At 70.5% G+C, this 13,311-nt stretch carries 6 protein-coding genes and 1 riboswitch; of the genes, 2 read left to right on the top strand and 4 right to left on the bottom strand.

The genetic code is table 11. From position 1 onward, the window contains the following. Positions 1 to 91 precede the first annotated feature (91 nt). Positions 92 to 700: a TetR/AcrR family transcriptional regulator gene (locus tag ABT053_RS37640; protein ID WP_350975877.1), complete on the top strand. Its 609-nt coding sequence runs from the start codon at positions 92 to 94 to the stop codon at positions 698 to 700. 41 nt (positions 701 to 741) lie between these two features. Then, positions 742 to 1,677, top strand: a complete 936-nt coding sequence (locus ABT053_RS37645; RefSeq protein WP_350975879.1) for an SDR family oxidoreductase — start codon at positions 742 to 744, stop codon at positions 1,675 to 1,677. A gap of 323 nt (positions 1,678 to 2,000) precedes the next feature. On the opposite strand, the gene ABT053_RS37650 is transcribed toward ABT053_RS37645, so the two are convergent. From ABT053_RS37650 to metE, 4 genes are all read right to left on the bottom strand, one after another. Next, positions 2,001 to 5,729, bottom strand: a complete 3,729-nt coding sequence (locus ABT053_RS37650) for an NB-ARC domain-containing protein (RefSeq protein ID WP_350975880.1) — start codon at positions 5,727 to 5,729, stop codon at positions 2,001 to 2,003. Between the two features lie 746 nt (positions 5,730 to 6,475). Next, positions 6,476 to 6,982 (bottom strand): lytic polysaccharide monooxygenase auxiliary activity family 9 protein, encoded by a 507-nt coding sequence (locus ABT053_RS37655; protein WP_350975882.1) that lies wholly within the window; start codon positions 6,980 to 6,982, stop codon positions 6,476 to 6,478. 1,006 nt (positions 6,983 to 7,988) lie between these two features. Continuing rightward, entirely contained in the window at positions 7,989 to 9,464 is a 1,476-nt protein-coding gene (locus ABT053_RS37660) for an endo-1,4-beta-xylanase (RefSeq protein WP_350975883.1), read from the bottom strand. Between the two features lie 1,231 nt (positions 9,465 to 10,695). After that, positions 10,696 to 12,921, bottom strand: a complete 2,226-nt coding sequence (gene metE, locus ABT053_RS37665; RefSeq protein WP_350975884.1) for a 5-methyltetrahydropteroyltriglutamate--homocysteine S-methyltransferase — start codon at positions 12,919 to 12,921, stop codon at positions 10,696 to 10,698. Positions 12,922 to 13,031: 110 nt separating this feature from the next. Beyond that, a riboswitch (cobalamin riboswitch) is annotated at positions 13,032 to 13,244 on the bottom strand. Positions 13,245 to 13,311: the final 67 nt, after the last annotated feature.

Below are 13,311 nucleotides of genomic sequence, written 5' to 3' on the forward strand. Positions count from 1 at the left end.
GTAACCTCCGAGCCGATCCGGATCCCGTCGATCGAGGGGTCACCCAGGATGCTATAAATAATGACTGTTCATTATTTAATGGGGAGGGTTCATGGCGGGGCGACCGCGCACGATCAGCGAGGAGCGCATCATGGCCGCGCTCGCCGCGGCGGTCGGACGGGTGGGACCGGGCCGGCTGACGCTCGCCGACGTCGCCCGGGAGGCCGGGGTCTCGACGGGCGTGCTCGTCGGGCGGTACGGCAGCAAGCGCGACCTGCTGCTCGGATTCGTCCGGTGGGGGCTGGCGGAGAAGGCGTTCGTCCAGCGGATGCGGACCGCGTTCGAGTCCGCCGCCGATCCGGTGGAGGGGCTGATCCGGGCGGTGGTGCGCGGCGCCGGACCCGACGTCGAGCCGGAGGAGTTCGCCAACCACCTGGCGTTCCTGCACCTGGAGCTGGCCGACCCCGAGTTCCGCGGGCTCCTGGGCGAGCACGACGCGGCGGTCCGCGCCGAGCTCGCCGCCTACCTGAGGTCGGCCGTGGTGAGCGGGCACGTGGTGACGGACGCCGACGTGGAGGCGCTCGCCGCCGCCGTCGACTCCATCCGCAACGGCACCCAGCTCACCTGGGCGATGACCAGGTCGGAGCCGCTGGCCGAGGCGCTCCGCCGGGACCTGAGCACGCTGCTCACCCCCTACAGGCGCGACGAGGAGGACCGGTGACGGACGAATCAGTGACAGACCAGCCGACGACGGACAAGCCAATGACAGACAAACCAGTGACGGACAGGCCGCTGGCGGGGCGGGTCGCCCTCGTGAGCGGGGCCACCCGCGGCGGAGGCCGGGGAATAGCCGTCCAGCTCGGCGCGGCCGGCGCGACCGTCTACGTCACCGGCCGCAGCACGACGGCGGCGAGATCGCCGATGAACCGCCCCGAGACCATCGAGGAGACCGCCGCCCTGGTGACCGCCGCCGGCGGTCACGGCATCGCCGTCCCCACCGACCACCTGGACGTCGACCAGGTCCGCGAGCTGGTGGCGCGGATCGGCCGCGAGCAGGACGGCAGGCTCGACATCCTGGTCAACAACGTCTGGGGCGGGGACCCGCTGACGGTGTGGGACAAGCCGCTGTGGGAGCAGCCCCTCGAGGGCGGCCTGCAGCTGCAGCGGCAGGCGGTGCACACGCACATCATCACCAGCTGGCACGCGCTGCCGCTGATGGTGGCCCGCCGCCGCGGCCTGGTCGTGGAGGTCACCGACGGCACCGACGAGCAGGACTACCGGGGCACCTTCTTCTACGACCTCGCCAAGTCGAGTGTCATCCGGATGGCGCGGGCGCAGGCGGGCGACCTGCGGCCGCACGGCGTCACCGCCCTCGCGATCACGCCCGGCTTCCTGCGGTCGGAGGCAATGCTCGACCACTTCGGCGTCACCGAGGCCACCTGGCGCGACGGCATCGAGCAGGATCCCTACTTCGCCCTGTCGGAGACGCCCGTCTACCTCGGCCGCGCGGTGGCCGCGCTCGCCGCCGACCCGAAGGTGGACCGCTGGAGCGGGCGGTCGCTGTCGACCTGGCAGCTGGTCAAGGAGTACGGCTTCACCGACGCCGACGGCTCCCGGCCCGACTGGGGCGGCTACTACGCCGCGACCCAGCGCCACGGCGACGGCGTCGGGGGTGTCGCCCCGGAGGACTACCGATGACCTCCGGATCGAACCGGCTGCTGCTGGGGGTGCTCGGCGCGGCCCAGTTCACGCTGATCATCGACACCGTCGTGGTCGTCGTCGCGCTGCCGTCGATCCAGGCCGAGTTCGGTCTGGACACGACGACGAGCCAGTGGGCGGTCGGCCGCTCCGGGGCAGTGGCCGGGGCGGGCCGCGGCGGCCCACCCTCCGCCCGGCCCCGGCCCCGAACCGCGTGCCCGCGCCCGCGCTTGGCGAAAGGGGGAACGCCGAGCCGGAGCGGCCCTCCCCCGCCGTGGTCCCGAACCGCACGCCCCCGCCCGTCGCGTACGCCGTCCCGGCCGCTATCCGGGCGGGGGGTAGAGGTCGAACCCGTACAGGCCCTGGTCGCCGCCCGCGGCGAGGGCGAAGCCGCTGGGGAACCAGGCGAGGCAGTTGAGGCCCGCCTCGACCCGGGCCCCGGCGGCGGACGACTCGCCGTACCTGTCCCACACCCGGATGGTGCCGTCGTCGGAGCACGTGGCGAGCAGGTTGCTGTCCGGGGAGATCGCCACGCCGCGGATCCTGCCCTCGCCGCCGGACAGCCTCGCCCGCTCCCTGCCGCCCGCCGACCAGACGCGGGCGCTCCCGTCGTCGAAGCAGGCGGCCAGCCAGGTGCCGTCGGGGGCGATCGTCACCCCCCGGGCCGGTCCCGGGCACCCCTTGAGCGAGGCCCGCGCCTCCCCGTCGGCTCCCCACAGGCCGGCCGTCCCGTTGGCGGAGAAGATGGCGAACCATCTGCCGTTCGGCGCCACGGTGATCTCGCCGATGTCCTCCACCCTGTTCCTCAGGGTGGCGTACCTGCGGCCGTCCGGTTTCCAGAGCTGGATCTTCCCGTAGATGGACAGGGTCGCGAGCCAGCCGCCGTCCGGGGAGATGAGGAGGTGGGCCGTCGCCCTCACGTTCGCGACCAGGACGGCGCGCTCGGTGCCGTCGGCCCACCACACGCGGGCGGTGCCGTCTTCCGAGCAGGTGGCGAGCCAGCTACTGTCGGGGGCGATCACCACCTCGCGCACCGGCCCGGTGTGACCGGCCAGCACCGCCCTCCTGCTGCCGCCCGCGCCCCACAGCCGTACGGTCCGGTCGGCCGACCAGGTGGCGAGCCAGGTGCTGTCGGGGGCGATCGCCACCCCGCGCAGGCGGCCCGCGTGTCCCGTCGGGATGGCCCGCCTGCGGCCACCGGCGCCGCGTATCCGGACGACGTGGTCGGCCGACCAGACGGCGAGCCACGTCTTGTCCGGTGAGACCGCGCCCCGGTGGCCGTTCTCCAGGGGAACGGTGAGGGTCGCCCCTTCTATCCTGTCCTCGTTCCAGAGTTTCACCGACCCGTCGCCGGAGTGCGTGGCGATCCAGCTTCCCTCGGGGGAGATCGTCACCTGGCGCACCGTCCCGGTCCGGCCCCTGCGGCTCTGCCGCGCGGCGCGCTCCGACTGCCAGATCCGGATCGTCCCCTCGTCGGAGCAGGCGGCGAGCCAGCTGCTGTCGGGCGCGATCACGACCTGACGGACCTCCCCCGCGTGACCCGTCAGAGCGGCCCGCTCGGCACCGTCGGCCTCCCACAACCGCACACTCCGCTCACCGGAAAGCGTCGCCAGCCAGCTCCCGTCCGGCGCGATCACGACCTGACGGACCTCCCCCGCGTGACCCGCCAGGACGGCCCGCTGCCTGCCGTCGGCCTCCCACAGGCGCACCGGGCCGGTGGACGCCCAGGTGGCCAGCCACGAACCGTCGGGCGAGATCCGCATCCCCGGTGTCGTCCCGGTGTGTCCCGTCAGGACGGCCCGCTCGACGCCGTCGACTCCCCACAGGCGCACGCTCCCGTCTCTCGAGAGGGTCGCCAGCCAGGAGGCGTCGGGTGAGACGGCTATTCTGGAGACCTTGCGGATCGGCCTGTTCCTGCCGGAGACCTTCTCGTCCTCCTGGCTCCAGCCGCGCATCCTCAGGACGTCCTTCAGGCTTCGCGACTTGGTCCTCACCCTGACCCGGCTCCTGAGGACCAGCCGTCTCCCCCCGTCGGGGCGCCAGAGAACGGCCCCTCCTGTCGCGGAGAGGGTCGCCAGCCACGAGCCGTCCGGCGCGGCCACCATCCCGGCGAGCTTCCCCATCCCGTTGCGCAGGACGGCGCGCCTGCTGCCGTCGGGATTCCAGAGGCGGCCCTTCCCGCTCGCGGAGAGGGTCGCCAGCCACGAGCCGTCGGACGCGGCCACCGTCCTGACAAGCCTTCCCGTCCCGGTGCGCAGGACGGCCTTCTCGGTGCCGCCGATCCCCCATATCTGCACCCTCCTGCTCCCGGAACGGGTCACCAGCCACGAACCGTCAGGGGCGACGACGACCTCGTGGACCCGCCTGCCGTGGGTGGCCAGCGTGGTCCGGGTGGTGCCGTCGGCCTTCCAGACCTGCGCGCCGCCGTCGCGGGCGTGCACGACGAACCGTGATCCGTCCGGAGTGACCGACACCTCCTCCAGCCGTCGCGTCGCCGAGGTCAGGGTCCGCAGGAGGCAGGTGGCTCCGTCGTCGGGCAGCGGCCAGCGGGCCCTCAGGAAGGTGGTCTCGTTCTCCTGGCTGTAGCGCTCGACCGACGCGCGCATCGGCGGGAACGCGTAGAGGCGGGCCAGCAGGTTCGCCGTGGAGACGGCGTCCGACTCGAAGGGGGTGAGCAGGTGGGCGCTGCGGGAGATCAACCGGCGGACCCCGGCGACGGAACGGGAGGTCGACAGCGCCAGGTCCGACTCCGCCGCGGCCACCCCGAACGCGCGTACGCGGGCGACGAACCACCGCACGTCGTGCAGGAGCGACTCCAGCTCCCGGTATCTCCTCGCCTCGGAGAGGTGGAACAGCAGGTGGTCCCAGAGGTAGGGAACGGTCTTGGGCAGCCTCCACCATTCGGCGTCCGCCGTGAGGTCGTCGTCGGGTATCAGGCTCCTCGCCTCGTCGAGGAAATCGCGGTTGGCGGCCTCGGCGCGCTCTTTCCCCAGGCCGCCCTCAGAGCGGACGGCGGAACGGACGACGTCGTGGATCGTGATCGACGGCGTCGTTCCCTTCGCGTGGCGCCTGCCGACCAGCGAGAGGTCCTGCAGCCTTCCGCAGAGCCGCTCGGCCTGCTTGGACGTGAGCCCGGCGGTGCCCCGCCAGAGAAGCTCGACAACGGTGAGCGGGATCTCGGTGTCCTCGGGGAAGACGCCCAGCTCCAGGAAGCGGGCACGGTCGAACGCGCCGAGCGCCTCGAGGCTGTGCTCGACGGTGGCGAGCACCGCGGTCTCCCGCTGGGCGGCGACGGTGACGTCCAGGACGGCGGGGACCGTACGGCCGAGCCGCTCGGCCGCCCGGCGCGCGGCGACGTCGGCGTTCGTCCCCGTGCCGTGCTCGTCGCGCAGCCGCGCGTTGACGAGGGACAGCAGCAGCGGCCATCTCCCCGTCAGGCCGACCAGGTCGCTGACGACCCCGGGGTTCATCGGCGGCAGCCCCCGGCTCAGCACCTGGACGGCCACCCGCGGCGCCATCTCGTCGACGATCATCGCGATCGCCTTCGACGGCAGCGCCCGGGGCAGCCGGGTCGTCACCAGCACCCGGGACCTCACGGCCGCGGACAGGAAGGGGCGCAGCTGCTTGAGGCTCCACACGTCGTCGACCACGAGCAGCACGCGGCCCCGCTCCGCCAGGGCCTCGGCCATCCGGTGACCGGCCTGCTCGGGGCTGGAGAACTCCGGCCGGACGCCCAGCACGGCCTCGGTGACGTCGTTGGCGAGCGCCGCGATGTCGGCACCGGCGCGGTCGCGGCCCACGGTGACCCAGACGACACCGCCGCCGAACCTTTTGCGCACCTCGTCGCTGTGACACGCCTCCAGCGCCAGGGAGGTCTTGCCGAACCCGCCCGCCCCGGCGAGACCGGTGGTCAGCCCGACCGTGCCGGAGCCCCTCATCGTCAGGGTGGAGACGACGTCGTCCAGCTCGGTCCTGCGCACCCAGCCCGGCTGCCGGTCCGGCACCAGGAAGAGCCCGCCGCGCGTGCGCGACGCCCTCAGTTTCGGCGTCATCCATGCCAGCAGGACGACAAGGGAGGCGGTTAATCCGAAAATCGCGACCCATTCGATCCGGTGCTCGACGACCGTGTCCGGAAGATATTCCTCGACCATTCGCACCGGAAGTCCGACCAGGATTCCTAAAACCACCAGAATCGCCGTGGCGACATCTGTGATTCTTTTTGTGCGACGAGCCACCGCCCACCCCTACAGTGCCGACCCCTGCCCCGACGGGCGCCGGGAACCCTGGAGGCACGATATCTGTTCCCCATTGCCTTTGAGTTGAATCACCGAGGTTCCGGCAATTAAAGCGCAGGCGAAAAGCCGTGTTGCACACTTTGAGCTGCTATGTCCACGAGGTCACACCCGCCATTCCGGCTCCCATTCAACGGAGATCCTTTTCCGTGACGTCGCGGTCGCCCATGGTGACCTCTCTCGTACTGTTCGGGAGCCTGGTCGACGGGGGTCGCGGGGGGTAGACCGGCAAGGGCCGCGGGGGGCGAGCATGCAGGGTTCGCGGGTTCACGGGTTCACGGGTTCGCGGGGAGGGACTGGCCCGGCAAGGGGTCAAGGGGAGAGACGGGACGGGAAGGCGCGGGAACGGCGAAACCGCTCCCGCGCCCATCGGGCCGGAGACGGCGGGGAACACCGTCTGGCCACGAAGGGCGCGGGAGCGGTTCAGGTCTTGCGGGGTCCGGGCCTTCGCGATCAGGTCTGACCGTGAGGTCGCGGGTCTTCGGTGGGTCGCGGATCGGCCTGGACTAGCGCTGCAGGTCGACGCAGGAGTAGAAGGCGTTGGCGGTGTCGGCGATGTTCCAGACGGCGAGGACCTTCAGGCGACCGGTCCTGCCTCCCAGGTTCACGTTGTGCGAGACGGTGGCGCCGGGCTGCCTGCCGCCGTCGTTGAACACCGCGATCCGGGTGTTGCCGATGAAGTACTCCCACGTGCTGGTGGCGTGGCGGGCGGTCAGCACCCAGTTGAAGGTGACCGAGTTGCCCACGCTCGTCGCCGGCCAGGGCTTGCTCTCGTTGCTGAGCTGCGAGAACCGGCCGACGTTGCCGTGGCAGTTCTTCAGGCCCTTGGGGCCTTCCACGCTCTGGGGCTCGTAGATGATGTCGCCGCAGCCGGTGACCCTGCCCTGGGCGCACATGGCCTGACGGCTCGGCGGAGACGAGATGTAGCCGTGCGCGTTGGCCGGTGAGGCGATGAACACGGTCGAGGCGATGGCGGTGATCGCCATCGCGAGGAAGGTGACCGTTCTGCGCATATCCTGCTCCTTCGCTGGGGGGTTGACTCGAATATAAAAGAAAGTTTCCTAACAGTAAACATTCGAGTCACGGAAGATTCGGGATCGGGTCAGACGCGCGGGGGCACGCCGCCCCCGATCCGGGAGCGGACACCGAGGGGTACGAGGACAACGTGGAGGTCATCGCGGCAGTCGGAGACGCGCTCCCCGACAGGCGTCGCGGTCACCGGATGGACATCGAGGACGCCGAGATGATCTCGTTGACCCTTGAACGAGCCTGCCGTACTCGGGATGGGCGAGAACGAGTGTCGCGCGGGCGATGTCACCGACGCCCTGTCAGCCGAGCCGCCCTGACGCCGCGGAAGCCTGGCCTGTTCTCACCGATGTCACCCCGGAGCGGCGAACACCTCGATCGTTGTCGCCGACGAGACCCTGTCGGCCGAGCCACCTCTCGACCGTCCGCGTGAAGGATGGTTTCGCGGAGTGCGTCCGGCGAGGTCGGCTCGCCGGCGTCGGGGTGTCCGTCGGGACGGCGCTTCGTGGTGCTCGGACGCCACGAAGCGCGTTCTCGTCATTGACCGGAGTCGCCCGCCGTTGTCCCACTGGCCCGCGACGAAGGTTTCACCCCCTCCGGCTGGACCCACGCGCGAAATCCGCCCCCTTGTTTGACGGCTTCACTTTCCCGCGCTTCTCATAACGCGCGATCCCGTGTTGAAATGTCAGCGGCGACAATCGCCGACCTTGTTTCGGAGACACAACCCGGACCGCGATCGGCCGCGTACCGTTTTCCCGGTGACATGTGCCGATTCACGATGTCGGCCCCGCTTTCGCCGACGACGGCCGCCGAGTCCGAGAACGGACGGCGAAGGTTCGACGGCTGATTCGATGCCGCCGGACGGATCGTCACCGCGTTCCGAGCGAACCACGGCACCCGGCCCAACCCGGTCGAACCCAGCGCAGCGCACGAGCCTGATGGCCGGGGTGCCGTGGCGACCCCGGCCATCAGGCCGTCATGGGTGGTGCGGCGTCAGGACTGGCTCGCGAGGGTCCACCTCTGGTTGTTGCCGCCGTGGCAGCTGTAGAGCTGGACCAGGGTGCCGTTGGCGGTGCCGTTACCGGCGGCGTCCAGGCACAGTCCGGACTGCACGCCGGTGATGGTGCCGTTGGTGTTGACGCGCCACTTCTGGTTGTCGCCACCCCAGCAGCTGTAAATCTGGACCTTGACCCCATTGCCGGTACCGGCGGCGTCCAGGCACTTGTTGCCGTAGACACGCAGCTCCTGCGCGGAGGTAAGGGCCCACTGCTGGTTGGAGTTGGTGTGGCAGTCCCAGATCTGCAGCTGGGTGCCGTCGGTCGTCGAGGCGTTCGGCACGTCCACGCAGCGGCCGGAACCGACGTTCCTGAGCTGCCCGTTCCCGGAGGGGACCGTCGGGGTCGGGGTGGGCGTCGGGTCGGGATCGGGGTTGGGGTCGGCGGCGTTGAGGGCGTTCAGGACCGAGGTGTAGGCGGCCTTCTTGTTGCCGCCGCTGTCGAACAACAGCGGGCTGGTGTTGGCGCCGAGCCAGGAGTCACTGTCACGCACGCCCCACACGGTGATGCCGGTGCAGCGGGCCACGGCCAGGCAGTCGTTGGTCACCGCGGCGTAGGTCTGGGCCGAGCCGCCCTGGATGTCCAGCTCGGTGATCTGCACGTCCACCCCCAGAGCGGCGAAGCTGGAGATCGTGGTGCGGTAGTTGCTGTTGTAGGCGCTTTGGCTGTTGAAATGCGACTGCAGCCCCACGCAGTCGATCGGCACGCCCCGGGACTTGAAGTCGCGGACCATGTTGTAGACGCCCTGGGTCTTGGCCCAGCTCCAGTTGTCGATGTTGTAGTCGTTGTAGCACAGCTTGGCGGCCGGGTCGGCGGCCCGCGCGGTGCGGAAGGCGACCTCGATCCAGTCGTTGCCGGTCCGCTGCAGGTTGGAGTCACGCCGGCCACCGGAGTTGCCGTCGGCGAACGCCTCGTTCACGACGTCCCACGCGTAGATCTTGCCCTTGTAATGGCCCATCACGCCGTTGATGTGGTCGATCATCGCCTGACGCAGGCTGCTGCCCGACAACGACTGCATCCAGCCCGGCTGCTGGGAGTGCCAGGCCAGGGTGTGCCCCCGCACCCGCTTGCCGTTCTGCACCGCCCAGTTGTAGACCCGGTCGCCGTTGGTGAAGTTGAACTGCCCCCGGTTCGGCTCGGTGGCGTCGATCTTCATCTCGTTCTCGGCCGTGATCATGTCGAACTCGCGGTTCGCGATCGTGGTGTACTGCGAATCACCGAGCTTGCCCGCGGCGATCGCGGTGCCGAAGTATCGCCCGCTCTGCTGGGCCGCCGCGGCGAGTGTGGACGCGGCCGCGTCGGCCGGACCCGTCGTCGCCACCAGTGCCGTGGCCGCGCCGAGGACGCCGAGCGCGCCGACGACCATCGCCCGGCGCAGGCGAGTTCGGAGCAGGGGTATGACGATTGCGCCCATTTCTGAGCCTCCATAACTCCATCAGGGGTGAAGGGAAATGCGGGGACGTTCCTACGGACTCGACACCGCGCCTGCCCTCGGGCGCACACCACCAAGGCGTCAAGGACGCGGTCCTCCGCCGAATCACCCGGCAGGGGGACCGCCTCGAAGACTCAGTGTGGAAACATGCCCGAAACTTGTCAAGACAGATACGAAACTTTCGGCCACCACATTCGTCTCCGGCGCTTAACAGCTCGCACGAAGCGGAATCGGCATTCCGAAAATCCCGCCGTGGCCCACTTCACGCCGAGGACGTGCGTGAACGTTTCATCGCGAGTTCTCGCCGATTCGCAGAGCTGTCGCGATAAGACCAGGTGGATCCATGATCAGCCTCGTACTACCGACGCGAAGGCGTCTTCCGGTCCTTGACAGCGGCTTCACTTCTCGTGTGTGATCCGCACCATCACCACCACCTCCACCACTCGGACAGAGAGGGGCCCGACGAAAACCGGCGCTCGATGTGAGCGCTAACAAATACGGCACTCCACAGGCCAGGATCGCCCTGATCACAAGAAGCACCCTCTACTGGCCCGGTTCGCCGCCTGAAGTTTCGGCAATATGACGCAACACTCGCTGTCCAGCGACAGCCCCGGGTGAACCCGGGCACAGACCATGTCCGGCAGGAGGTATGCCTGGATGAATCGGCCGAGCGGGCCGGGCCGCAGAATCACCGGCTCCCGGCCGATCGGGGGCGTGCGGGCAGGGCCGACCGGGGGCGTGCGGGCGGGCCGGACACCGCTGGGCCGTCAACCGGCACCGCTCACGGACGGCGGGGTGCGGGAGGATCTCGGCTCATCGCCCTCCGGCCCACCGCGCTACCGGTCACGGGGCACGGGGCACGGGGCACGGCGAAGCGTCCCGCGGCGCCGAGCCGGTCACCGATTCCGACGTACGGCGCGATCGGAGGGTGTCGAGGTCGTTCGTCACACATCGAACCTCGACACCCTTCGTCACGCACCGATCCTCAACACCCCTCGTCACGCACCGATCCTCGACCCCCCTCGTCGCCGTCGTCCCGGCGTCGCGGGCCGGTCCGCCCGCGACGCGCGACCCGGATGGGCGAGGTCCGGCCCAGATGGGCGAGGTCCGGCCCGGATGGGTGAGGTCCGGCTCGTCACCCACGCGCCCGGCGAGCTGGCTCATCCCGTCGCCGGCGCAGCCGTACTCGCTCCCAGCTCCAGGACCTGCTCGTCTAGACCGTTTCCGCGCGGACGCGCAGAGCCGCCTGGACCATGTTCCTGAGGCTGGCCTCCGTCTCCGGGTAACCGCGGGTCTTCAGGCCGCAGTCGGGATTGACCCAGAGCAGGGCCGGATCCACCGTGGCCGCGGCCGTACGCAGAGCTGTCTCGATCTCCCCGGTCGAGGGCACCCTGGGCGAGTGGATGTCCCACACCCCGGGCCCGATGCCGCGCGTGTAGCCGAAGTCGCGCAGGTCGTCCAGGAGCTCCATCCGGGAACGGGCCGCCTCGACGCTGGTCACGTCGGCGTCCAGGTCGCCGATCGCGCCGATGATCTCCCCGAACTCCGAGTAGCACATGTGGGTGTGGATCTGCGTGCTGTCGGCCACCCCGCTGGTGGCGAGCCGGAACGCCGCGACCGCCCACTCCAGGTAGGCCTCGCGGTCGGCCCGCCGCGGCGGCAGCAGCTCGCGCAGCGCGGGCTCGTCGACCTGGATGATCCTGATGCCCGCCGCCTCCAGATCGCGGGTCTCGTCGCGCAGCGCCAGCGCCACCTGCCTGGCGGTCTCGCCCAGCGGCTGGTCGTCGCGGACGAAGGACCAGGCCAGCATGGTCACCGGGCCGGTGAGCATGCCCTTGACCGGCTTCTTCGTCCGCGACTGCGCGTAGGAGGCCCAGCGCACCGTCATCGGCTCGGGACGGGAGACGTCGCCGAACAGGATCGGCGGGCGGACGTAGCGGCTGCCGTACGACTGCACCCAGCCGTGCTCGGTGGCGGCGTAGCCCTCCAGCATCTCGGCGAAGTACTGGACCATGTCGTTGCGCTCGGGCTCCCCGTGCACCAGCACGTCCAGGCCGATCTCCTCCTGGAGCGCGATGACGCGGTCGATCTCGGCCTCCATCCTGCGCTCGTACCCGGCCCTGTCGATCTCGCCCGAGCGCACGGCGGCGCGGGCCTGGCGCACCTCGCCGGTCTGCGGGAAGGAGCCGATGGTGGTGGTGGCCAGCGGCGGCAGGCCCAGGTCGGCGTTCTGCACGGCGAGCCGCTCGGCGTGCGGGGCGCGCGGGGTGCCCTCGCCCAGGGCGTCCAGCCGGGCTCGCACCCGGGGGTTGAGGAACCGCTCGACGCTCCGCTCCCCCGCGACGACCTCCTCGCCGTTCAGCGCCCTGCCGATCCGTACGACCTCGTCGACCTTCTGCCTGGCGAAGGCGAGCCGCTCGCGCAGCCGCGGGTCCAGCGAGGTCTCGGCGTCCAGGTCGAGCGGGACGTGCAGCAGCGAGCAGGAGGTGCTCACCACCAGCCGGTCGCTCAGGCCGAGCAGCGCGGCGCAGGTCGCCAGCGCCTTCGCGGTGTCGGTACGCCAGACGTTGCGGCCGTCGACGACCCCGGCGACGAGGGTCTTGCCGGGCAGCCCCCCGGCGGCGGCCAGCGCCTCCAGGTTGCCGGGCGCCGAGACGAAGTCCAGGCCGACGGCCTCGACCGGGCTGCGGGCCAGGATCTCCAGCGCGGGCCCGATCTCGCCGAAGTAGGTGGCCACCATCAGCCGGGGGCGGCTGCTCAGCTCACCCAGCCGCACGTAGGCCCGGCGCAGCGCGGCCAGCTCCTCGTCCGTACGGTCGGCGGCGAGCACCGGCTCGTCCAGCTGCACCTCGGCCACCCCCGCCGCGGCGAGCCGTTCCAGCAGCTCGGCGTACGTCTCCAGCAGGCCGTCCAGCAGCCGCAGCGGCTCGAAGCCCGGCTCGGTGGACTTGGCCAGCAGCAGGAACGACAGCGGCCCGACCAGCACCGGCCGGGTCTCGACCCCCAGCCGCCGCGCCTCGGCGTGCTCGGCCAGCGGCTTGCTCCAGTCGAGCCGGAAGCGGGTCTCGGGGCCCAGCTCGGGAACCAGGTAGTGGTAGTTGGTGTCGAACCACTTGGTCATCTCCAGCGGCGCGACCCCCTCGGCGCCCCGGGCCATCGCGAAGTACGGGTCCGCGGCCCCGGCGAACCGCTCGGGCACCGCACCCACCAGCGCGATCGCGTCCAGCACGTGGTCATACAACGAGAACGTGTTGGACGGCACCGCATCCAACCCCGCCCCCGACAACTCCCGCCACACCCCTTGCCGCAACCCGGCGGCCGTCTCCTGCAAGCCGGCGGCGTCGACCCGCCCGGCCCAGTAATCCTCCGTCGCCCGCTTCAACTCGCGACGGCCCCCGATACGCGGGTACCCCAAAACGGTCGTGGTGATCTGACTCATGGCGTCCTTCCCTCGGCTCATGCCATGCCGACCCACAGCCACACGGAAGGAACCCACGGGAAAAACACATCCCAGGCCCTCCCACGAGGCCACGGATCACCGCACACCGGACGGCGCACGAGCGGCTGGCAGGTCTTCGGACTCGCGGGCATCACACACAACCCCTACTGACCGTCGCTTCCCAGATGCACACACACCCAGTGCCGATGACGGCGTTCGTTCCCACTCACCGCTGCGGGGCAGCCCCGGAATCACACCGGGTTCCCTCTTACGACTCCCAACACCGCAACGGTGCCGGGAGAACCAACCGCGCCACGAGCATAACCCGCCCTGCCGAAGAGATCACGATCACCCTGTCCGAGCGACGCTACGCAGGAAGCAGCCACCGAC

The organism is Streptosporangium sp. NPDC002524 (genome assembly GCF_040295985.1).
Taxonomy (GTDB): Bacteria; Actinomycetota; Actinomycetes; order Streptosporangiales; family Streptosporangiaceae; genus Streptosporangium.

What these genes read in the sequence shown, in the direction of transcription:
- ABT053_RS37650 (WP_350975880.1), bottom strand. Translation starts at nt 5,729, where the DNA reads ATGACGCCGAAACTGAGGGCGTCGCGCACGCGCGGCGGGCTCTTCCTG.
- metE (WP_350975884.1), bottom strand. Translation starts at nt 12,921, where the DNA reads ATGAGTCAGATCACCACGACCGTTTTGGGGTACCCGCGTATCGGGGGC.
- ABT053_RS37640 (WP_350975877.1), top strand. Translation starts at nt 92, where the DNA reads ATGGCGGGGCGACCGCGCACGATCAGCGAGGAGCGCATCATGGCCGCG.
- ABT053_RS37655 (WP_350975882.1), bottom strand. Translation starts at nt 6,982, where the DNA reads ATGCGCAGAACGGTCACCTTCCTCGCGATGGCGATCACCGCCATCGCC.
- ABT053_RS37660 (WP_350975883.1), bottom strand. Translation starts at nt 9,464, where the DNA reads ATGGGCGCAATCGTCATACCCCTGCTCCGAACTCGCCTGCGCCGGGCG.
- ABT053_RS37645 (WP_350975879.1), top strand. Translation starts at nt 742, where the DNA reads ATGACAGACAAACCAGTGACGGACAGGCCGCTGGCGGGGCGGGTCGCC.